Source organism: Tenacibaculum aiptasiae (assembly GCF_965221665.1).
GTDB classification, from domain to species: Bacteria; Bacteroidota; Bacteroidia; order Flavobacteriales; family Flavobacteriaceae; genus Polaribacter; species Polaribacter aiptasiae.
In genome coordinates this window covers 2,252,370-2,274,951 of the sequence record NZ_CBDCSN010000002.1, presented here as the reverse complement: position 1 = coordinate 2,274,951, position 22,582 = coordinate 2,252,370, and the positions used below count along the sequence as shown (strand labels likewise).

General features: G+C 31.0%; 22 protein-coding genes. 11 read left to right on the top strand and 11 right to left on the bottom strand.

From position 1 onward, the window contains the following. Nucleotides 1–117 precede the first annotated feature (117 nt). The 10 genes from ACOQN8_RS10870 to ACOQN8_RS10825 all read left to right on the top strand — a co-directional run bounded on the left by ACOQN8_RS10870 (nucleotide 118) and on the right by ACOQN8_RS10825 (nucleotide 9,179). Entirely contained in the window at nucleotides 118–978 is an 861-nt protein-coding gene (locus tag ACOQN8_RS10870; RefSeq protein WP_420552681.1) for an SPFH domain-containing protein, read from the top strand. Nucleotides 979–981: 3 nt separating this feature from the next. Beyond that, nucleotides 982–1,140, top strand: coding sequence for a DUF4177 domain-containing protein (locus tag ACOQN8_RS10865; protein ID WP_150900623.1), 159 nt, complete (start codon nucleotides 982–984; stop codon nucleotides 1,138–1,140). 8 nt (nucleotides 1,141–1,148) lie between these two features. Beyond that, entirely contained in the window at nucleotides 1,149–1,316 is a 168-nt protein-coding gene (locus ACOQN8_RS10860) for a DUF4177 domain-containing protein (RefSeq protein WP_235275810.1), read from the top strand. A gap of 2 nt (nucleotides 1,317–1,318) precedes the next feature. Then, on the top strand, nucleotides 1,319–1,804 hold the full coding sequence (locus tag ACOQN8_RS10855) for a hypothetical protein (protein ID WP_420552680.1): 486 nt from the start codon (nucleotides 1,319–1,321) through the stop codon (nucleotides 1,802–1,804). A gap of 5 nt (nucleotides 1,805–1,809) precedes the next feature. Next, entirely contained in the window at nucleotides 1,810–2,739 is a 930-nt protein-coding gene (locus ACOQN8_RS10850) for an alpha/beta hydrolase family protein (RefSeq protein ID WP_420552679.1), read from the top strand. A 5-nt stretch (nucleotides 2,740–2,744) separates the two neighbouring features. Then, the gene (locus ACOQN8_RS10845; protein ID WP_150900622.1) at nucleotides 2,745–2,912 is read left to right on the top strand and encodes a type II toxin-antitoxin system antitoxin; all 168 of its coding nucleotides are present in this window, start codon (nucleotides 2,745–2,747) and stop codon (nucleotides 2,910–2,912) included. Nucleotides 2,913–3,002: 90 nt separating this feature from the next. Further along, the gene (locus tag ACOQN8_RS10840) at nucleotides 3,003–6,197 is read left to right on the top strand and encodes a VPS10 domain-containing protein (RefSeq protein WP_420552678.1); all 3,195 of its coding nucleotides are present in this window, start codon (nucleotides 3,003–3,005) and stop codon (nucleotides 6,195–6,197) included. Nucleotides 6,198–6,347: 150 nt separating this feature from the next. Next, on the top strand, nucleotides 6,348–7,007 hold the full coding sequence (locus tag ACOQN8_RS10835) for a DUF2490 domain-containing protein (protein WP_420552677.1): 660 nt from the start codon (nucleotides 6,348–6,350) through the stop codon (nucleotides 7,005–7,007). A gap of 36 nt (nucleotides 7,008–7,043) precedes the next feature. After that, nucleotides 7,044–8,351, top strand: a complete 1,308-nt coding sequence (locus tag ACOQN8_RS10830; protein WP_235275816.1) for a DUF819 family protein — start codon at nucleotides 7,044–7,046, stop codon at nucleotides 8,349–8,351. A 120-nt stretch (nucleotides 8,352–8,471) separates the two neighbouring features. Continuing rightward, a complete protein-coding gene (locus ACOQN8_RS10825) occupies nucleotides 8,472–9,179 on the top strand; it encodes a DUF4369 domain-containing protein (RefSeq protein ID WP_420552676.1) in 708 nt (235 codons plus the stop codon). A gap of 74 nt (nucleotides 9,180–9,253) precedes the next feature. Here the strand turns inward: ACOQN8_RS10825 and ACOQN8_RS10820 are convergent, their stop codons facing one another. Genes ACOQN8_RS10820 through ACOQN8_RS10810 form a run of 3 tightly spaced genes read right to left on the bottom strand, consistent with a single transcriptional unit; the run spans nucleotide 9,254 to nucleotide 12,864 of the window. Then, entirely contained in the window at nucleotides 9,254–11,080 is a 1,827-nt protein-coding gene (locus ACOQN8_RS10820; RefSeq protein WP_420552675.1) for a DUF885 domain-containing protein, read from the bottom strand. Nucleotides 11,081–11,133: 53 nt separating this feature from the next. Continuing rightward, the gene (locus ACOQN8_RS10815; protein ID WP_420552674.1) at nucleotides 11,134–11,841 is read right to left on the bottom strand and encodes a LytR/AlgR family response regulator transcription factor; all 708 of its coding nucleotides are present in this window, start codon (nucleotides 11,839–11,841) and stop codon (nucleotides 11,134–11,136) included. A gap of 3 nt (nucleotides 11,842–11,844) precedes the next feature. Then, nucleotides 11,845–12,864 (bottom strand): sensor histidine kinase, encoded by a 1,020-nt coding sequence (locus tag ACOQN8_RS10810; protein WP_299123684.1) that lies wholly within the window; start codon nucleotides 12,862–12,864, stop codon nucleotides 11,845–11,847. 197 nt (nucleotides 12,865–13,061) lie between these two features. Between ACOQN8_RS10810 and ACOQN8_RS10805 the strand changes: the two genes are divergently transcribed. Beyond that, complete coding sequence (locus ACOQN8_RS10805) at nucleotides 13,062–15,434, top strand: TonB-dependent receptor (protein WP_420552673.1); 2,373 nt, start codon at nucleotides 13,062–13,064, stop codon at nucleotides 15,432–15,434. Nucleotides 15,435–15,482: 48 nt separating this feature from the next. Here ACOQN8_RS10805 and ACOQN8_RS10800 read toward each other — a convergent pair whose 3' ends face one another. From ACOQN8_RS10800 to ccoS, 8 genes are all read right to left on the bottom strand, one after another. Further along, nucleotides 15,483–16,316, bottom strand: a complete 834-nt coding sequence (locus tag ACOQN8_RS10800; protein WP_420552672.1) for a universal stress protein — start codon at nucleotides 16,314–16,316, stop codon at nucleotides 15,483–15,485. Between the two features lie 83 nt (nucleotides 16,317–16,399). Then, nucleotides 16,400–17,098, bottom strand: coding sequence for a sulfite exporter TauE/SafE family protein (locus ACOQN8_RS10795; protein ID WP_150900611.1), 699 nt, complete (start codon nucleotides 17,096–17,098; stop codon nucleotides 16,400–16,402). After that, complete coding sequence (locus ACOQN8_RS10790; RefSeq protein ID WP_420552671.1) at nucleotides 17,098–17,544, bottom strand: FixH family protein; 447 nt, start codon at nucleotides 17,542–17,544, stop codon at nucleotides 17,098–17,100. The genes ACOQN8_RS10795 and ACOQN8_RS10790 overlap by 1 nt, the downstream gene beginning before the upstream one ends. A gap of 41 nt (nucleotides 17,545–17,585) precedes the next feature. Then, nucleotides 17,586–19,007, bottom strand: coding sequence for a cytochrome c oxidase accessory protein CcoG (ccoG, locus tag ACOQN8_RS10785; RefSeq protein WP_299123673.1), 1,422 nt, complete (start codon nucleotides 19,005–19,007; stop codon nucleotides 17,586–17,588). A gap of 42 nt (nucleotides 19,008–19,049) precedes the next feature. Further along, complete coding sequence (locus ACOQN8_RS10780; RefSeq protein WP_420552670.1) at nucleotides 19,050–19,967, bottom strand: cbb3-type cytochrome c oxidase N-terminal domain-containing protein; 918 nt, start codon at nucleotides 19,965–19,967, stop codon at nucleotides 19,050–19,052. Nucleotides 19,968–19,978: 11 nt separating this feature from the next. Then, on the bottom strand, nucleotides 19,979–20,146 hold the full coding sequence (locus ACOQN8_RS10775; RefSeq protein WP_150900607.1) for a CcoQ/FixQ family Cbb3-type cytochrome c oxidase assembly chaperone: 168 nt from the start codon (nucleotides 20,144–20,146) through the stop codon (nucleotides 19,979–19,981). Between the two features lie 5 nt (nucleotides 20,147–20,151). Beyond that, nucleotides 20,152–22,353: a cytochrome-c oxidase, cbb3-type subunit I gene (ccoN, locus tag ACOQN8_RS10770; RefSeq protein ID WP_420552669.1), complete on the bottom strand. Its 2,202-nt coding sequence runs from the start codon at nucleotides 22,351–22,353 to the stop codon at nucleotides 20,152–20,154. Between the two features lie 33 nt (nucleotides 22,354–22,386). Next, complete coding sequence (gene ccoS / locus ACOQN8_RS10765) at nucleotides 22,387–22,548, bottom strand: cbb3-type cytochrome oxidase assembly protein CcoS (protein ID WP_150900605.1); 162 nt, start codon at nucleotides 22,546–22,548, stop codon at nucleotides 22,387–22,389. Between the last annotated feature and the right edge of the window lie 34 nt (nucleotides 22,549–22,582).

Genomic DNA, 22,582 nt, shown 5'->3' with positions numbered 1-22,582 from the left:
ATTTTCTATTGATTTTTCGCTAAAATATAAAAATATTTACTCTAAAATTTGGATTTAACAAAAAATTATTTATATATTTATGATATCAATTTAATATCACTTTTAAATCAAAACAAAATGAAAGAAGAGAAAATTATAAAACCAGCCAATGGATATTTAATGTTTTTTATCGTCCTAATTCTTTTTATAGGCGGTATTGTTTTAACCATTAAAAATGAACATCCTGTATATATTTTAATGACAATCATAGGATTCATCTTAGCCTTAGGATTCATCTTAGTAAATCCGAACTCATCAAAAGTGCTGTTATTCTTTGGTAAATATGTTGGCACAGTGAAACAAAATGGATTGTTTTGGGCAAATCCACTATATAAGAAGAAAACTATTTCTTTAAGAGCTAGCAATTTTGATAGTGAACGTTTAAAGGTTAATGACAAACTAGGAAACCCTGTAATGATATCTACCATTTTAGTTTGGAGAGTAACCGAAACCTACAAAGCAGCTTTCGATGTAGATAATTATGAAAATTTTGTTCGCGTACAAACTGACGCTGCAGTACGTAAACTAGCTAGCATGTATCCATATGATAATTTTGCTGACGAAGGTCATGAAGAAGATATTACTTTACGTTCTAGTGTAAATGAAGTAAGTGAAGCTCTAGAAAAAGAATTAGAAGAACGTTTATCTATTGCTGGGATTGAAGTTTTAGAAGCACGTATAGGTTACTTAGCTTATGCTCAAGAAATTGCTAGCGCCATGTTAAAAAGACAACAAGCTACTGCTATTATTGCTGCTCGTCATAAGATTGTTCAAGGTGCTGTAGATATGGTTGATATGGCTTTAGAAGAATTAAATAAAAAAGAAATTGTAGAGTTAGACGAAGAGCGTAAAGCTGCTATGGTAAGCAACTTATTAGTTATTTTATGTGGAGATAAAGAAGCTTCACCAGTATTAAACACCGGAACATTAAGTCATTAAAATATGAAAGAATACAAAGTAACCATACCTAAATTAGGTTTCAAAAATAGAGTTAAGAAATACGAAGACTTGCTAAATCAACATGCTAGAGAAGGATGGATTGTGAAGCACATAGGACAAAATTCACCTATGATTATTTTCGAAAGAGATAAAAACAGGTAGAAGTAAAAATGAAGGAATACAAAATTATACACCGAAAATTTAGCTGGAGAAATGGAAGAGAAAAATTTCAAGACGAAATAAACAACCATGCAAAACAAGGATGGCGTGTTGTAAATATTTATTCCATTAGCGATGGTTATGTTGAAGCACTTTTAGAGAAAGATAAAAACAGATAAAAATGAAAATATTTAAAGAAGAGCAACGATTTATTCAGTTATGGCTAATTGTACTTTTAGCCGTAAGTACAATTGTACCTTTGGTTATTATTACACGAGAGTATCTTAATAATAAAGTAAGTTTATACAACTTCTTAGGCACATTAGCTTTAGTTGTTTTTGCTTCTGGATTTATCTTCTTCTTTAAACTTAAAACAAGAATTGATGAACAAGGGATACATTATCAATTTTTCCCTTTTCACTTAAAATTCAAACTCGTTAAATGGAATGAAATTAACAAAGCCTATGTTAGAAAATACGATGCTATTTCAGAATATGGAGGCTGGGGAATAAAAAATATTTTTTGGAGAAAAAACGGTACGGCTGTTAATGTTTCAGGAAATATAGGAATTCAATTAGAATTAACTAATGGTAAAAAATTACTTATTGGCACTCTCAAAGAAGAGGATGCTAAAAGAGTATTGCATACTTATAAAGAAAAAAACTAATAATCATGATACGAATTCTAGCTTTCATCGTTATTTACACCTTAGGAATTGTCTTTTCCTACTCGCAAACAAAATCTGAAGACATTGTTGTTCAAAATGATAGTATTATACTTTCGGGAACCTTGACCTATAATGAAAATACCAAACAACCTTTAATTATTTTTGTTCCAGGCTCTGGAAACCCAGATAGAAATGGAAATCAACCAGTTTATAATATAAAACCCAATTACATTAAACAATTATCAGATGAGTTAACTAAAAATGGTATCGCCTTTTTTAGATATGATAAACGAAATGTTCATAAAGAAAACATTCAACATATATTAAAAAAATACATTTTTGCGGATTTAGTTTCTGATGTTTCCACTATTATTAATCACTTTAAAGATGATAAACGTTTTTCTGAAATTATTTTAATAGGACACAGTCAAGGCTCGCTTGTTGCCATGTTAGCAGTAGATAAAAATGTTAGCAAATATATTTCTCTAGCTGGCTTAGGTGAAAGCATGGACAAAACCATAATTAGACAAATCACTTCCCAAAGTACTGATTTAGGAAAAATAGCTACACAGCATTTAGATGAGTTAAAAAACACAGGAACAATAAAAGAAGTAAATCCTTTTTTAGTTTCTTTATTTGCAAAACGAAATCATCCCTTTCTATTATCCTACATGAAGTATGATCCTACTGAAGAAATTAAAAAAGTAAGTATTCCAATACTAATAATTAACGGTACCAAAGATTCACAAGTTTTAGTAAAAGATGCCGAAGCATTACATAAAGCTAATATAAATTCAAAATTGACTATCATTAACAGCATGAATCATGTTTTAAAACACATAGAAAATGATAGCGACAATTTAAAATCATATACATCATCAGATTTTATAATTTCTCCTGAATTAATAAAATCTATAGTTACATTTGCGAAATAATAATTATGGCTAAAAAGAAAGCATTTGCACTCCGTATTAATGAAGACATGCTAAAAGCAATTGAAAAGTGGGCTTCAGACGAATTTCGTTCAACGAACGGACAAATCGAATGGATGCTTATGCAAGCTCTTAAAGAAGCTAAACGAGAGCCAAAAAAGAAAGAAGAAGACTAGGTTATTTCTTAATAAAAAGTTAAAAAACTACTCAATAATATTGAGTAGTTTTCTATTTTGTACCTTTTGTGTTTTTAACTAAACCAAGCAATGAAAAAAGCATTTTCTTTTCTATTTTTATTTTTAGTCTCTACCCTATTCTCTCAAGAATTTTCAATGGATTTGGTAAAAAACATGAAACCAAGAAGCATTGGACCTGGTGGTATGAGCGGACGTGTAACTTCTATTGATGTAGTATTAAGCAACCCAGATATTATGTACGTAGGTACGGCCTCGGGTGGTATTTGGAAATCTACTTCAGGAGGTATTAAATGGCAACCTATTTTCGAAAAAGAGTTAACTGCTTCAATTGGAGCAATAGCAATTCAGCAATCAAACCCAAGTGTTATTTGGGCTGGTACAGGAGAAGGAAATCCTCGTAATAGTTTAAATGGTGGTTATGGTATTTACAAATCGTTAGACGCTGGAAAAACCTGGAAAGCTATGGGATTAGAAAAAACACGTCATATACATCGTGTTATTATTGATCCTACTAACCCAAACACTGTTTATGTAGCTGCAATTGGTTCTCCTTGGGGAGAACATAAAGAACGTGGTGTTTATAAAACTACCGATGGTGGTAAAACTTGGAAACAAATTTTATATAACAATACTAAAACTGGAGCTGCCGATTTAGTAATGGATCCATCAAATCCTAATAAATTAATTGCTGCTATGTGGGAACACAAACGCGACCCTTGGTTTTTTAAATCCGGAGGTAAAGGAAGTGGCTTATACATTACACATGATGGTGGAGACAACTGGAAAAAAATAACAGACAAGGAAGGCTTCCCTAAAGGAGATTTAGGAAGAATTGGAGTTGCTATTTCAAGGAGTAACCCAAATACCATTTATGCACTAGTAGAAGCAAAGAAAAATGCTCTATACAAAAGTGAAGACGGTGGTTTTAAATGGAAAAAAATAAACGATAAAAGAGGTATTGGTAACCGTCCTTTTTATTATTCAGAAATTTATGTAGATCCTATAAATGAAAATCAATTGTATACTGTTTTTACTTATGTAAATAGCTCTATTGATGGAGGTAAAAACTTTAAGCAATTAATGCCTGCTTATGGTGTTTCTAATGGAGTTCACCCAGATCATCATGCTTGGTGGATTCACCCAGAAGATGGCTCTTTCATGATTGATGGAAACGATGGAGGTTTAAACATTACTAGAGATGGAGGTAAAACATGGCGATTCATAGGAAACCTTCCTGTTGCTCAATTTTATCATATTAATGTAGACAATGAATTTCCTTATAACGTTTATGGAGGAATGCAAGACAATGGTTCTTGGAGAGGTCCTGCCTATGTATGGAAAGCACAAGGAATAAGAAACTCTTATTGGCAAGAAATTAGTTTTGGTGATGGTTTTGATGTGATTCCTGATAAAGATGATTCTCAATACGGTTGGTCTATGAGTCAGCAAGGTTTTGTATCTCGTTACGATTACAAAACTGGAAATAATCATACAGTACGTCCAACACATTCTGATCCAAAAGTAAAATTACGTTTTAACTGGAATGCTGCTATTAACTTAGACCCTTTTAATAATTCAACATTATACTTTGGAAGTCAATTTGTACATAAATCAACTGATAAAGGTTTATCATGGGAAGTTATTTCTCCAGATTTAACAACTAACGATAAAAGCAAACAAAAACAAAGCGAAAGTGGTGGATTAACACTAGATGCAACTGGAGCTGAAAATCATTGTACTATTTTAGTTATTGAACCATCTCCACTAGAAAAAGACATGTTATGGGTAGGTACTGATGATGGTAATGTTCAAATAACACAAAACGGAGGCCAAACTTGGACTAATGTTACTAAAAACATCAAAGGATTACCTGCTGGTAGTTGGATAGCTCAAATAAAAGCTTCTAACAAAAACAAAGGAGAAGCTTTACTTGTAGCAAATGATTATAGACGTTTTAACTATACTCCTTATGTGTATAGAACAAAAGACTACGGAAAAACTTGGGAACGAATTGTAGACAAAGACGATGTGGTTAGTTATACGCTTTCAATTGTTGAAGATCCAATTACTCCAAATCTTTTATTCTTAGGAACTGATGATGGTTTATACATTTCTTTAAATGCAGGTAAAAAATGGACTAAATGGACAAACGGATTTCCTACAGTTTCTGTAAAAGACCTAGTAATACACCCTAGAGAACACGACTTAATTATTGGAACTTTTGGTAGAGCTGCTTGGGTTTTAGACGATATCAGACCTTTAAGAGAAATGGCTATGAATACCAATGTATTACAAAAAAACATTGTATTATTTGAACCGCCTATTGCTTACCAAGCTAGTTACCAACAACCTACAGGAAGTAGATTTGGTGCAGATGCTATTTACAATGGAGAAAACAGATCTCGTGGAGCTTTAGTAGCTTATTATGTTAACAAACCAAAGCAAGAGAAAAACGAAAACAAAAAGGATAAAAAAGCAAAAGAGCTAAAAGATAAAAAACCAACTATTAAGTGGGATTCTATTAAGTTTGAAATATTTGATGGTACACGTCTTATTAGAACTATAAAAAGAAAAGCTCCTAAAGAAAACGGTTTACAAAAAGGAACCTGGTATATGGATGAAAAAGGTGTAGCTAGACCATCTAGACGCATTCGTAAGTCTAAGAGAGAACCTAGTGGTGTTCGTGTAAAACCAGGAACTTATAGAATAAAAACAACTTTTGGTAACCAAACATCAGAGCAAAGTATTATCGTTAAAAGCGACCCTAGATACCCAGTACTAAAAGAAAACATTGACGAAAAGTATAGATTAAGTAAAAAGCTTGAAGGATACCAAAAATCTATTGCTCAAGCAGTAAAACAACTGGTAGAAAGTAAAAATACAGCAAAAAGTTTTAAAAGTAAATTAACTAAAAAGGACAAAAAGCTATACAAAAAGGAAATTAAGGCTTCTACTGATATCATAAAAAAGATAGACACGCTTTTAAATGTATATCTAGGTAAAGTAGACAAACGCCAAGGAATTGTTAGAAGTCCTGAGGTAAATGTTAATCAACGAATTGGTACTGCTAGATGGTATGTAGGTAGTAAACCTAAAATTACTAGTACAGAAAGAACTTTAATTAACCAAGCAAAAGAAGCTTTACAAGATGCTTTAAATAGCACTAATAAGTTCTTCAGTAACGATTGGAATATATATAGAGAGAGTACAGAAAAAATTGTAATTTCTCCATTTAAAAAAGTAGAGACTCTCAAAATAGAATAATCTAAAAAAGCTACCTTAAAACGGTAGCTTTTTTTATAGGATCTATGCTCTTAATCTGTTAAGAGAATTAAGCTTCCTGTTTAGATTATAAAAATAACCAAGAAAAATTGTAGTTTCGCTAACTGAAAACAAAACAATTAATTAAGTACCATGAAAAAAATCGCTTTTTTATTTATTATTCTATTTACTCTAAAAAATGTTGCTCAATCTAATCCTGAAAAAGAACTAGGTGCTTGGTATATGTACAATGGTTCTCATCAATTATCAGAAAAATTTAGCTTAAAAACAATGGCACATTTTCGTTTTTTCGAAATTGGTGATGATATGCAGCAATTTATTGGACGAATAGGTGGAAACTATAAAATAAATAAAAATTTAAGCGCTACAATTGGTTACGCTTTTTTAAATACGGACACAACCTTTAACCTAGATGGAGGAGACTTTAACGAGCACCGTATTTATGAAGATTTTAATGTAAAGCATAAAATATCTAAGTTAGGTTTCGCTCACAGATTTAGAGCTGAACAACGTTTTTTCAATTCACAAACAGGACATTTTATTCGTTACCAATTAGGATTAAGTTACCCTTTATCAGCAAAATGGTCTACTTATATCTATGATGAAATCTTTTTTGATTTTGACGGAGAAGCTTACAATCAGAATTGGTTAGGGTTTGGAGTTAAATACAAACTTTCGAATGCTGTAAAACTTCAGGTAGGTTATATGAATATTTCAAATGATGTAAGTCAAAGTTTTGACCGAATTCAATTAGGAGTAGCTATCAATACAAGTCACTTCAAAAAGAAATAAGCTTATTTTCATACTTTAGCAAAAAACTGATTTAAAATGAACACTCCTCTTTTTACTAATGATGCAATTGTATTTGGTATCTTAATGATTTCATTAGGTTTTGTATTTTATACTGAATCTAAAACATCTGGGTTTTGGCCTAAGTTTTACAAAATTGTTCCTGGCCTTTTCATGGCATACTTTATACCTGCTATTTTTACTACTTTAGGTGTTATTTCTCCAGAATGGGAAAGTTCAAATGCTGCTGGAGAAGTTATTAAAGGAAAATCTCAATTATACTATGTTGCCAGTCGTTTTTTACTTCCAGCTGCTTTAGTATTAATGACTTTAAGTATTGATTTAAAAGCTATTTTCAACCTAGGTTCTAAAGCTTTAATTATGTTTTTTACAGGAACTATAGGTATTGTTATTGGAGGACCTTTAGCTATTTTATTAATCTCAATATTTTCTCCAGAAACAGTTGGTGGTGCTGGTTTTGATGCTGTATGGAGAGGTTTATCTACTCTAGCTGGTAGTTGGATTGGTGGTGGAGCCAACCAAACAGCCATGTTAGAAATTTATAAATACAACCCTGCTAAATATGGGGGAATGGTTTTTGTTGATATTGTAGTTGCTAATATTTGGATGGCTATTTTATTAATTGGAATTGGTAAAAAAGATAAAATAGACAAATGGTTAAAAGCTGATACCTCAGCTATTGAGGAGCTAAAAGAAAAGGTTTCTACATTTACTCAGGGAGTTAAAAGAAACCCTACTCTTACTGATTTTATGATTATGCTTGCTATTGCTTTTGGTACAGTAGGTTTTGGTCATTTTGCTTCTAAATTTTTAAGTACACTTTTTAGTGACTTAGTAGCTTCTATTGAATCTCAAACTTGGAGAAATGTATTCTCTTTCTTAGGTTCTGGATTCTTTTGGTTAATTAGTATTTCTACTATTGTAGCAATTATCTTATCATTTACTAAAGCTAAAAACTATGAAGGTGCTGGAGCTAGTAAACTAGGAAGTATTTTCATTTATATTTTGGTTGCTACTATTGGTATGAAAATGGATTTAACCATGATTTTTGACAATTTAGGTTTAATTGCAATTGGCTTGGTTTGGATGAGTATTCATGCTGGACTTTTAATATTGGTTGCTAAACTAATTAAAGCTCCTTATTTCTTTTTAGCAGTAGGTAGTCAAGCAAATGTTGGTGGGGCTGCTTCTGCTCCTATTGTTGCATCTGCTTTCCACCCTTCTCTAGCAACAGTTGGTGTATTATTAGCCGTATTCGGATATGCTATAGGTACAGTTGGTGCTATATTATGTACAATTTTAATGGAATTATCAGCTACATTATAAGAGAATTCTGCATATTTGCAATCTAAAATTTAAACCTAATGGAATAGGCAAAAAGTAATAGTATTATATACATTTTTTTGCTAATTACATTTAACCTAACAAATAAAACAAAATAAACCAATGAAAAAACTTATCGCTATTTGTGCGTTCTCAATAATGGCTTTTGCTTGTTCTTCTCCTAAAAAAGAAGGTAACATGGTTGTAAAAGGTCAAATTAAAGGGTTAAAAAAAGGTACATTATATCTTCAAAAAATGAAAGATACAGTACTAGTTGCTGTTGACTCTATGGCTTTGTTAGGTGACGATAAATTTACATTAACTGATAATGTTGATTCACCAGTAATGTACTACTTAACTTTTAACGGAAATGCTGAAGATAAGCATATCATGTTTTTTGGAGAAAAAGGTAATATTACTATTAACGATAATATTGAAGAGTTTGGTTTCAAACCAGAAATTAAAGGTTCTAAAAACCAAGAAGTAATGGATAAATTCCGTGAAATTGATAAAAGATTCAAGGAAAAGCGTTTAGAGTTTATACAAAAAAGCTTTGAAGCTCGTAAAGCTGAAGATGAAGATTTAATCAAACAAGTAGAAGCTGATTATAACAAAATGATTCGTCGTCGTTTTTTATTTTCAACAAACTTTGCTATTACGAATGCTGATAGTGAAGCTGCTCCATACATAGCTTTATCAGAATTATACGATGCTAATATTCAATTATTAGACACCATTAATAAAAGCTTAAGTGATAAAGTTAAAAACTCTGACTACGGAAAACGTTTACAGAAATTTGTTGATGATGTAAAAGCTAAAGAGGCTAATTAATTTCAACAAAACATAGATATAAAAAACTCGATACAATTTGTATCGAGTTTTTTGTTTATCTAAATAACCTTGTATTACTTTCCAGAAGCTATATATTCATCTACCATAGTTTCTAATACATTTAATGGTAATGGTCCATTGGTTAAAACTACATCATGAAACTTTCTAATATCAAACTTATCACCTAAAGCATCTTTTGCTTTTTTACGTAACTCTAATATTTTAAGCATTCCTATTTTATAGGCCGTGGCTTGACTTGGCATTACAATATGACGCTCTACCATTTTAATAGCATCTAACTCTGCATTAGGTGTGTTATCTGTATAATATTTTATTCCTTCTTCACGAGTCCACTTTTTAGCATGAATTCCTGTATCTACTACTAAACGACATGCTCTCCATAATTCCATTGCTAAACGTCCAAAATCTGAATAAGGGTTAGCATAGAAGCCCATTTCTTTTGGTATAAACTCAGAATACAATCCCCATCCTTCAACATAAGCTGTATAGCGTCCAAATTTTCTAAACATTGGTACTTCTTTTAACTCTTGAGCTATGGCTATTTGCATATGATGTCCTGGTATTCCTTCATGATAAGCTAAAGCCTCCATTTGATATGATGGCATACTTTCCATATCATACATATTTGCATAATATGTTCCAGGTCTAGAACCATCTATTGCTGGTTGTTGATAAAATGCTTTTCCTGCCGACTTTTCTCTAAAAGGCTCTACTGCTTTTACTATTAAAGCCGCTTTTGGCTTTGTAATAAACAATTCATCTAAGCGAGTTTTCATACTATCAATAATAAAAGTTGCTTCATCCATGTACTCTTTTCTACCCTTTTGAGAATCTTCGTAATAAAATTGTTGATCCTTTTTCATGAATTCAAAAAACTCCTTTAAAGTACCTTTAAAACCTACTTTTTTCATAATAGCACGCATTTCTTCATGGATTCGAGCTACTTCTTTTAATCCTATTTCATGAATTTCTTCAGCAGTTAAATTAGTAGTAGTAGTTCTTTTTAATGCATTATTGAAAAATGCTGATCCTTCTGGTAACTTCCATGCGCCATCATCTGTACTCGCAACTTTTTCTTGTGCTTCTAATGTAGCTATTAAGCTTTCGTAAGCTGGTAAAACACTTTCCTTTAAAGCAGCTGTTCCTTTCTCAATAAGCTCCTTTTTTTGTTCAGTATCTATATCTAATGCATTAACTTTATTAGTAAAATCATTAAATAACGTACTTGGTTTACCTGAATTATCAAAAGGAGTTCCTTTTATTAGATTTCTAGAATCATCCAGCACTTTTGCAAACACAAACTTAGGAGGCATTATTCCTTTTGTTTCTCTTTCTTTTAAGCCTTTTACTAATTCAGCAAATAAAGGTTTTAAATTATGTAATCGAGCTATATAATTCTCTGCATCTTTAACATCAGATACTTGATGCATATTGATTAAAAATGCAGGTATTTCTGCTTGCATACCATGCATTTGGTTTACAGGATACGTATGAAAACGGTATTTAAAATCAGCTATTTGATTTTCTAATTGTTGTTTAAATAAATCATAACTTAATTTAGCTCCTTTATCTAAAGCTTTTACATTAACAGAATCGTTCATCCATTGTAAAGCTTCCTTTGCATGTTCTAATTCCTTTTTCGCAAAATCGTCAGAAATATCGTTCCACTTATCTGCATCTTTTTTTATACCTAAATAGGTTTGGTACATTGGATGCCTGTCTAAATTTCCTTTAAATTGTTTATCAAAAAAAGCATTTACTTTTTTAGATTCAGCAGCAATATCCTCTTTACTAAGAGCCTCAACTTTTTTTTCTTTTTTGCAGGACACTAACATTATCCCAACAAATAATGCTAAGACTGAATATGTTTTTATTTTCATGATTGATAGTTTAATATGCGGAAGATACAAAATAACTATCTCATAAAAATTGGCTATTTGTATTTTACAAATTTCTGTAAAAAGTCTTCTTTATAAGCTCTTCCTAAAGGTAAAACTTCTTCATTTGAAATATATACCTGATTCCCAGAAACTTTTTCTAAATAACTAGTATTAACTATATACGATTTATGTATTTGCACGAAAGATGTAGGTAATTTGGTTAACCAATTTTTCATTGACTCTGAACTTAAATATGTTTTTTCAGTAGTAACAATCTCCGTGTAATCTGCATCTGATTTTATAAATATGATATCATTGCTACTAACTTTTACAAAATCGTAGCCAGATTTCAATAAAAAAGTATCAGCTACTTCTACTATTTTACTTTCTTTCCCTTCTGATTTTGTTGATAACATTGAGGTACTTTTATGAATAGCCTGAACAAAACGTTGAAATGAAAAAGGCTTTAATAAGTAATCTACAACATTATATTCATAACTTTCTAAAGCATAATCAGAAAAGGCTGTTGTTAAAATTACTTGCGAATTATTTTTTAGTGTTTTTAAAAAATCGATACCCGATATTTTTGGCAAGTGAATATCTAAAAAAATTAAATCTACTTCTTCATTTTGTAAAAAAGATAATGCCTCTATACCATCAGAAAAAATTTCTAATAATTTTAATGAACCTACATCGTTAATATACTTTTGTAAAATACGTTGAGCAGGTGGTTGATCTTCCACTATAATACATGTTCTCATAGACTATTCTTTTTTTGAAAGTTGTAATTGTAAGTTCACTTTATAGGTTTGATTACTGTCATCAATTTTTAGTGAATACTTATCAGGATACAAAATTTCTAATCGCTTCTTTACATTTGCTAAACCAATTCCTTGGGATAAGTTTTGATTATTCGAACTAGACAAAAAACTATTCTCACAAACAAAATCTAATACTCCTTCTGAATTTACCTGTATATCTACATTAATGCGAATATCTGTGCTTTGACTAGCTGTACTATGCTTAAATGCATTTTCTATAAACATTAATAAAATTAAGGGTGCTATTACATAATTAGCAGGAATCTTTGATGTATTAAAACGAACTTCTCCTCTATTTTCTATCTGTAATTCATTTAAAGCTGTAAAATGTTTTAAATGTTCTATTTCCGATTGAAGTAACACAAAATCTTCCTTACAATCATATAACATATAACGCAATACTGATGAAAGCTCTAAAATAATTGATGGCGTTTTTGGTGATTGCTCTATAGCGTAAGCATATAAATTATTTAAATTATTAAATAGAAAATGTGGATTTATTTGAGACTTTAAAAAACGTAATTCACTCTCTTTTACTGTAGATTCTAATTTATCTACCAAGCCTTGTTTTTTATGTGCATCCCATCCTAATTTAAAACTTACTAATATTACTATAATTGGTAAAATATCGAGAAGTGTAAAGAATACATTTGAAATATATTTACCTCGTTCTCCTGCATAAAATATTTTTTCTAATACAAATTCTTCTGATATGTATAAATAGGCTAATGTTAATACAATAGCTATTCCAAACTCCTTATATCTTTTCTTATAAAATAATGTAGGAATAAAAATATAACTTATAATAAACGATACTAGTGCATAATGTGTAAAAAACACTAATCTATCTAAACTAATATCTGGACTATGCTTATCAAATGAAAACAGGAAAAAAATAACTATCAATAATGATATTTGAAAAAGCCATTCTTTACGTTCAATCTTACTAAATAGATGTTTCATAACTCAAAAATAAATGAATCTTATATAGTTACATACAAGTTTCCTATAAACGGTTAAATATTACCGACAAACAACAAAATATAAAAAATATCAATACCTAAGTTGTTTAGAGGTTAGTATTGGTTGTTTACCGATTTTATTTTTCACCCTACCTGTTTCTTTGAAAATTTGTTGTTCTAAAGTTTAAAATACAAATCATGAAACAATTTGGAATACTCCTATGCTTATTGTTTTTAGCTTTTTCTAAAACATATGGGCAAACAGATACCAAAACAATTAATGGAAAAGTTATAGAAAGTAATAACCAATTACCTCTTGAGTTTGTTACTGTAATTGTAATAGACTCTACAAAGAACACTCCTATTTCTGGTACTACTACCGATGAAACTGGAGCTTTTAGTTTAAAAACTACCGCTTCTAATTTTTATATAGAAGCTCGTTTTATTGGGTTCAAAACAAAAAAAATAACTCAATTTAATCGTAATGCTTCAATTATTAAATTACCAACTATTACTTTGGAAGAAGACTCTGATAAACTAGACGAAGTTATTGTTCGTGCTGAAAAATCTCAGACTGTTTTTAAATTAGATAAACGTGTTTTTAATGTTGGTAAAGATTTAAGTAGTACAGGAGCTAGTGCTTTAGAAGTATTAAATAACGTTCCTTCTGTAACAGTTAACATCGAAGGACAAATTAGTTTACGAGGTAGTCAAGGTGTACAAATACTTATAAATGGAAAGCCATCTGTTTTAGCTAGTGAAGAAGGAAATGCTTTAGGAAGTATTACTGCTGATATGATTGAAAGTATTGAGGTAATTACCAACCCTTCTGCAAAATATGACGCATCTGGAACTAGTGGAATTTTAAATATTATTTTAAAAAAATCAGAAAAAAAAGGATTAAATGGTTCGATATCTTTAAATACTGGTATTCCTAATAATCACAGTTTAGGTTTAAGTTTAAATAGACGTACTGAAAAATTCAACTTATTTAGCCAAATAGCTTATGGTAGACGTACTTTTCCTAGAAAAGGAAATAGTTCTAGTACTAACACTACAAGTAATACTCGATTAAGTACCACTAGCGACAGTGATAAAAACGAAAACTTCTTTAACCTAATTTTAGGTACTGATTATCATATCAACGAACATAATATTCTTACCTTATCTGGTCATTATGCTTTCGAAAATGAAAAAGAAAGTGCAAGTCAACTTTACAATTTACAAGATGCTTCTTTAACTACTACCGATTCTTGGAATCGATTAGAAGACACCAGAGCTACGAATCCTAAATGGGAATATGAATTACAATATAAAAAGGATTTCACAGATCATAAAAAACATAATTTATTATTTAGTGCTTTAGGTACTTCTTTCTCTAAAGATAAAACCTCAAACTTTAATAATAATGTGCTTATAGGTAGTATGACTAATGCTATTCAGGAAGCAAAAACTAACTTTGCTCAAAATGAATATACTTTCAAATTAGATTATACACGTCCTATTCGCGATAACTATATCTTAGAAATCGGAGCTCAATATTTATTAGACAAAGTAACCAATACTTATACCGTTCGTGATTTTATCAATAACAATTGGGTTACCAACACTGGATTTAGCAACGTATTTGATTATAACCAAGGGGTTTTAGGTACTTATGCTACTTTTGCCTATGAAAATGATACTTGGGGATTAAAAGGAGGTTTACGTTTAGAAACAACGAACCTTACTACAAAGTTAATTACCACAAATCAGAACAATAAACAAAACTATAGCAACCTATTCCCTAGCTTTCATAGTTCCTACAAAATAAATGATGATTTATCATTACAAGCTGGGTATTCTAAACGTATTTTTAGACCTAGTTTATGGGATTTAAATCCTTTTGTTTCTTTTAGAGATAACTTTAATCTTAATGTTGGAAACCCTAATTTAACTCCTGAATTTACCGATTCTTTTGAAATAACCACTATTTATAAATTATCAAAAGCATCTATTAATGCAGGAATATATCATAGAGCAACAACTGATGTAATTGAAGACATCACCACAATTAATAACAACGTAACAACTTCTCAACCTCAAAACATTGGTACTAATCGTGCTACAGGTATAGAAATAAACACTAAATATTCTCCTATTTCTTGGTTTAGTTTTACGTCAGATTTTAACTACAATACTTTTGTAAGGAAAGGACAATTATTGAACAATAATTTTGATTTCACAGGAAATAGATGGAGCTTAAGAGGAACTGGTAAAATTAAGTTTCCTGCTGGATTTACTTTAGAAGCTACAGGAAATTACCGTTCTAAATTTAAAACTGCTCAAAGTACCATATCTGATAATCTTTTTATGGATTTAGGTATTCGTAAAAAAATGCTAAAAGGTCGACTAAATGCTAGTTTAAGTGTTCGTGATGTATTTGCTTCAAGAAACTACGAAGAAGTAACTGTTCAAAATAACTTTAACAGAACTGCCTTTAGTCAAAGAGGACGTTTTGTTACCTTAGGAATTAGCTTCGGTTTTGGTAAAGGAGAAGCCATGGAATTTTCTGGTCAGAAAAGATTTTAAATACTTTAAATAAAAAAGTTAGCCTTTAATAGGCTAACTTTTCTTCTTTTATATTTTAAAGGTTAGTAACGGAAAACTACTATGATTAGCTACATCTTCAGTTATGCTTCCTTCAAAGAAACGAGCCATTCCTTTTCTTCCTTTTGTAGCAATAACTAACATTTCTACATCATTTGCGTTCACATAGTAACGTAAACCATCTTCTACAGTATAATCTGATACAATATGAATTTGTTCTTTACTAAAGCTTACTTCTCCTAGTTTATCTAAAAATCTTTGAATTTTTTCTTTTAATTCTGAAGTACTTTTAAACTTAGTTGAAGGAGTTTGTACATATACTAAATCTATTTTAGTATCTAAATCTTCAAAAAACAACTTTGCTCTTAGTAATGGAGCTATATCATCGTCAGAGAAATCACAAGCAAAAACTACTTTTTCAATATTCTCTACTATTGGTTTTTCTTTAATTACTAATACTGGTACATGTGCATAACGTATTACTTTTTCTGTATTAGAACCAATGAACATTTCTTTTAATCCACTTGCTCCTCTAGATCCCATTACAATTAAGTCTACATCTTCTTCTCTCGCTAATTGATCTAACTCGCTAAAAATTTTAAAATGCTTTATTATTGGTGTTACCTTTATGCCTTTTAAATAATCTTTTTGTAAAAAATTGTGAAACTTTTTTTCTGCCAATTTTAAATAAAAGAAGGTTTCATTTTGAGCATAACTTTCCGACTTACTAACGATAGCATTAGATAATTCTAACATGTGCACAACTATAATTTCTGCATTTGTTTGTTTTGCTAAAAAAGAAGCTGTTTCTAGGGCATATTCTGAATGATTTGAAAAATCAACTGGTACAATTATTTTTTTCATAAGTAAGATATTTAAGGTTTAACTTCATATCTAAATTACTAAACATCTACCAAGAAAATTATGATTTTTATCATGTGTAGTTTTTAATGACAACCTTTTACAGATGACACTATTTCATTGACTGGCAATGGAGAAACATAAGGTATTCCAAGTCCTAAACCTCTTAAAACAAATAATACTCCAATAAAAACAACCACGTAAGGAATAGCTTGTTGAATTCTTTTTCGAACAAGTACGTTGGCAAAATTCCCTATATATACCATTGTAGTCATTAAAGGTATAGTTCCTAATCCGAAAAGAAACATATATAAGCTTCCAGAAAGTGAATTTGTAGTAGTTAAAGCTCCAAAAACAGCCATATAAACCAATCCACATGGAAGGAATCCATTTAAAAAACCTATGGTGAAAAAAGTATCATTCCCTTTCTTTTTAAGTTCTTTTCCTAAAGCCGATTTTACTTTCATAACCAATCTACTTATTGGTTTTGAAAAATTATATTTTTGGAAGGTTTTGGGAAGTAAAATTATCAAAATCATTACAACACCAACAACAATAGAAAGTTGTTGTTGAAAGCCGAAGAAATAAAATCCTTTTCCCAAAAAACCAAACAACAAACCTATTAGGCTATAGGTAAATAGTCTTCCAAAATGATAACTTGTAATTTGAAAAAACTGTTTTACTTTATTAGTTCTATCTACGGGTAACATAAAAGCAATTGGACCACACATGCCTATGCAGTGAAAGCTTCCCAATAAACCTAATATGATTGCAGAAATAAGCATTAGTAAATTAGTTCTTTCTGATATAAATAATCTTTATTTTTGTAGTTCCAGGAAACAGTTATGTTCCAGCGACCACCTAACAAACGTTTCTCAGGCACGAGCAAATATGTATTGGAAAGTGAAATAGGCATTTCAAAATCCAGTTGCTTATTAGATGGTCTATATAGGAACACTTTTCCTGTTATATCCTTAGGATTAAATTCTGTTGGAAAATAGATTTTTAATCCTTCTTTTTTCTTTTCAACTCTTACATTCTCTTTTAATGCTTTCGCATTCTTTGTCGCATTTATACTGTTTTGATATGCTAATTCTTTTTGATAATATTTATCAGATACCAAATCGTGATTATAACTTTTTCCTGTACTCATGGTTATTACGAAATACATGATAAAACTTATAAATCCAATAATTGCGATTACTATGCCCGTGCCCCAGTTTAGTTTCATTTTTATTGTTTTTAGTGTCATTGTTCCCAATGACGTTATTATTATCTATAACTTCTTGGTCCTAAAAAATTTGTTTTAGTGGTTTCTATTAATTTATCTCCACTAAACACTCCTATTTTTAGTGTTACCTTTTCTTTTTTCATTTCAGATTGATGCAACTCTATAAATAGTGTTCCCTCTGCTAATCCTTGCTTTGGAACTTCAAAATTTTGATGTGTTACTGTTTCTATTTTCCCTTTATGAGATAGTAACTTATAACTAACATCATCAATCTGTTTTGTAGTTTTATTAATTACTTTGTATGTGTAAATATTACTAATAACTCCATTTTCTTTGTGCTGATATAACTGTCCTGGTAATCTTAAAATAGTAGCTTCAACATCGTTCCTCAAAAACAACATTCCTATTAAAACCGCTATTAAAATTCCCAATACTGCAGAATATCCTTTCATTCTTGCTGAAAACTTAAAAGGAGCTTTCTTCACTATATTCTCTTCACTTGCATAACGAATAAGTCCTTTTGGTAACCCCACCTTTTCCATCATGTGATCACATTCATCTATACAAGCTGTACAGTTTACACATTCTAACTGTGTTCCATTTCGGATATCAATTCCTGTTGGACATACATTTACACATTGGAAACAATCAATACAATCTCCTTTTCCAGATGCTGCTCTATCTTCTTTTTTCTTAAATTTTCCTCTTCCTTTTTCTCCTTCTCCTCGAACATGATCATACGCTACATTAATAGTTTTGTTATCTAATAAAACTCCTTGTAACCTACCATATGGACAAGCGATTATACAGACTTGTTCTCTGAACCAAGCAAAGATGAAGTAGAATACTCCTGTAAAAATTAATAGCGAAATAAGCGTTCTAATATTATCAAATGGATTACCTGTTACATAATCTATAACGGTATCTCCTCCTATCAGATAAGCTAAAAAAACATTTGCTATTATAAATGAGATAATAAAAAAGATGAACCATTTTAAAACTCTCTTTTTAATTTTCTCAGCATTCCATGCTTGTTTTTCTAAACGTATTTGTTTTCCTCTATCTCCTTCAATCCAATATTCTATTTTTCTAAAAACCATTTCTAAGAAAATGGTCTGTGGACAAATCCATCCACAAAAAATACGTCCAAAAACTACTGTAAAAAGTATTATAAATACAACTCCAATTATCATTGAAACCACCAACAAATGAAAGTCTTGTGGCCAAAATGGAAATCCGAAAATATTAAACCTACGCTCTAGTACATTAAATAGTAAAAATTGATTCCCTTTAATTTTTATAAATGGAGCAAGCAATAAAAATGCTAGTAAAAAATAACTCACATAGGTTCTGTATTTATAAAACCTACCACTCGGTTTCTTAGGATATACCCAAGAACGTTTACCTTCTTCGTTGATGGTACCAATACTATCTCTAAATTGTTCGTTCTTGGGTGTCTCCATTTTCTCCAATTAAAAACCAAATTTGTTATTAAGAGTATTATTTTACTGTATACTGTCTTTTGCTTGTTCTTCTACTTTTACCTCAGCAGTTGTTCCTTCTTCTACATATTTTTCTCCTTGAGGAGCTTTAGGTTTTGCTGGTGTTGTACCTTGAAATTTCAAAATATAACTAGCCACCTTTTGAATGTCTTTTGGTTTTAATGTTTTACCCCAAGCAACCATTCCTTTTCCATCTCTACCTCCATTGGTAATAGTGTTGAAAACATTTTTAATTCCACCACCTAAAATCCAGTATTCATCTGTTAAGTTAGGTCCTATACCACCTCCACCATCAGCAATGTGACAAGCAGCACAGTTTAAATTATAAACAGCCTTACCTCTATTTAAATCGCTTTCTGATGTTAATACGGTTACAGTTTCTGCATCAATTACTGCTTCTTTTGAAGTTGATCTAAAAGCAGCTAACTCTCTTTTAGCTTGCTCAACAGATTGTGCATATTCCATTTCTTGATTATCTGCTCCTAACATATGGTATCTTACTAAATACACACATCCGAAAATGATTGTTGCATAGAACATATATAACCACCATGGCGGTAAGTTATTATCCAGCTCTTTAATTCCATCATAATTATGATCCAGAATTATTTCTTCTTCCTCTTCTACTGCTTTGGCTTCTGTCCATTTATTAATTAACTTCTTAGCCCAAGCCCAATGATCTACTTCTTCTGGATTCACTCCATCCTTTTCCATTTGAAGCTGTTCAGCCTTTTGTTGTGCAACTATGTTTACTAATTCTTTCATTAGAATTACTAAAATCAACGCTACAATAGCTATCCATACTAATGGATTTTCATACAAGCTAAATGGATTTTCATACGACTTTATTGCTGTCATCAATGCAAAAAGTGTGAACCCTATAAAAGTGATATATGCTGCTGATTGAAAATATTTTTTCATGTTCTTTTATTTTAATCGTTTAACGGTAAATTGCTCACTTTACTTATGTAATCTTTCTTGGCTGTATATACCCACCAAAACAGTACTACAAAAAATGTAAAGAATATAGTTAACGAGATAATTGGATATATTTCAATACCTGCAATAGTCTCCATGTGATTTTTTACGAACTTCAACATAATTTCTAGTTTTTAGCACTTAATTGATCTTCTACATCTTTTACCTTTATATCTGTACCTAAACGCTGTAAATAAGCTATTAAGGCTACAATTTCCCTATCTTTCATCTCTATGAAAGTTTGTCCATTATCTGCCGCATATTTTTTATCTGCTGCATAATTCTTTGCAAAATCTGGATCTTGGTGTAAGTTCTCTTGAATCTTAGCTCCTTGTGCTTCCATATTTGCTTGTGCATTCGCAATATCTTCTTCAGTATATGGAACTCCTAAACTAACCATCGCTTTCATTTTTCCTTCAGTACTGCTCTTATCTAGTTTATTTCTTACTAGCCATTTATAAGCTGGCATGATAGAACCTGGCGAAGTACTTTGTGGATCGTACATATGATTTAAGTGCCAGCTATCAGAATATTTACCTCCTACTCTTAATAAATCTGGTCCTGTACGTTTTGACCCCCATAGGAATGGATGATCATATACAAATTCTCCTGCTTTTGCATACTCTCCATAACGCTCAACTTCTGACCTGAATGGACGAATCATTTGTGAGTGACATCCCACACATCCTTCACGGATATAGATGTCTCGTCCTTCTAATTCTAATGGTGAATATGGTTTTACACTAGTAATTGTTGGAATATTAGATTTTACTAATAATGTTGGTACTATTTGTACAATACCTCCTATTAAAATTGCTATCGTAGCATAAATTGTTAATTTAATTGGCTTTCTCTCTAACCAAGTATGCCATGTTTCTCCTTTAGTTCTGTACTTAGAAACTTTTGTTAATGCTGGTGCTTCTGCTAATTCATCTGTTACATTACTTCCAGATTTTACAGTTTTTACAACATTGTATAACATTACTATGGCACCAAGAATAAACATACTACCTCCAATAGCACGCATCCAGTACATAGGTATAATTTCATTTACAGTTTCTAAGAAGTTACCATAAGTTAAAGTTCCATCAGGATTAAACTGTTTCCACATTGATGCTTGAACAAATCCTGCAACATACATTGGTAAAGCATACATAATAATACCTAAAGTACCAATCCAGAAATGGAAGTTTGCTAATGCTGTAGAATATAATTTTGTTTTAAACATTCTTGGTATTAACCAATATAACATACCAAACGTTAAGAAACCATTCCATGCTAATGCTCCTACGTGAACGTGAGCAATAATCCAGTCTGAGAAGTGAGCAATTGCATTTACGTTTTTAAGTGATAACATTGGCCCTTCAAAAGTTGCCATACCATATCCTGTAATAGCTACTACCATAAACTTTAAAACTGGATCTGTACGTACCTTATCCCATGCTCCACGTAATGTTAATAATCCATTGATCATACCTCCCCAAGATGGTGCTATTAACATTACTGAAAACGCAACTCCTAAATTTTGAGCCCAATCTGGTAACGAAGTATATAATAAGTGGTGAGGTCCAGCCCAGATATAAATGAATATTAAAGACCAAAAGTGTACTATCGATAACCTATATGAATATACTGGTCGATTTGCAGCTTTAGGCACAAAATAATACATTAATCCTAAGAAAGGTGTTGTTAAGAAAAATGCTACGGCATTATGTCCGTACCACCACTGTACTAAAGCATCTTGAACTCCTGCATAAACTGAATATGATTTTAAGAAGCTAACTGGTAACTCTAAACTATTAAAAATGTGTAATACAGCTACAGTTACAAATGTTCCTAAGTAAAACCATATAGCAACATATAAGTGACGTTGTCTTCTTTGTAAAATTGTCCAAATCATGTTAGCACCAAAAGCTACCCATACTAAAGCAATGGCAATATCAATAGGCCATTCTAATTCTGCATACTCTTTTGATGTTGTATACCCTAAAGGTAATGTTATGGCTGCTGCAACAATAATTAATTGCCATCCCCAGAAGTTAAAATTACTCAGGAAGTTACTTGCCATACGTGCTTTTAACAATCGTTGTAATGAGTAATAAACTCCCGCAAATATTGCATTACCTACAAAGGCAAAAATTACTGCATTGGTATGTAATGGACGTAAACGACCAAAACTTAACCATGAAATCCCATCAGTAATATTTGGGAATAAAAACATAAAAGCCAGCAACAATCCTACCGAGAAACCTACAATCCCCCAGAGTAGCGTGGCGTAAATGAACTTTTTTACGATTTTATTATCGTAATAAAATTGTTGCATCTCCATAATTTATCTAAATTTAATATCTATTGTTAGTTGTTAATTTTTGTTTTCTTTTACCAATTCATCATCGAAAAGCATACGAACAGAAGGCGTATACGAATCATCGTACTGCCCTTTTTTTACCGAAACGATAAATGCAATAAAAAAAACAATTGCCACTAAGATGCTTAGTGTAAGTAGTAAGTAAATAACGCTCATATCTTGCCTGATAATTATAGTACAAAGGTAGATT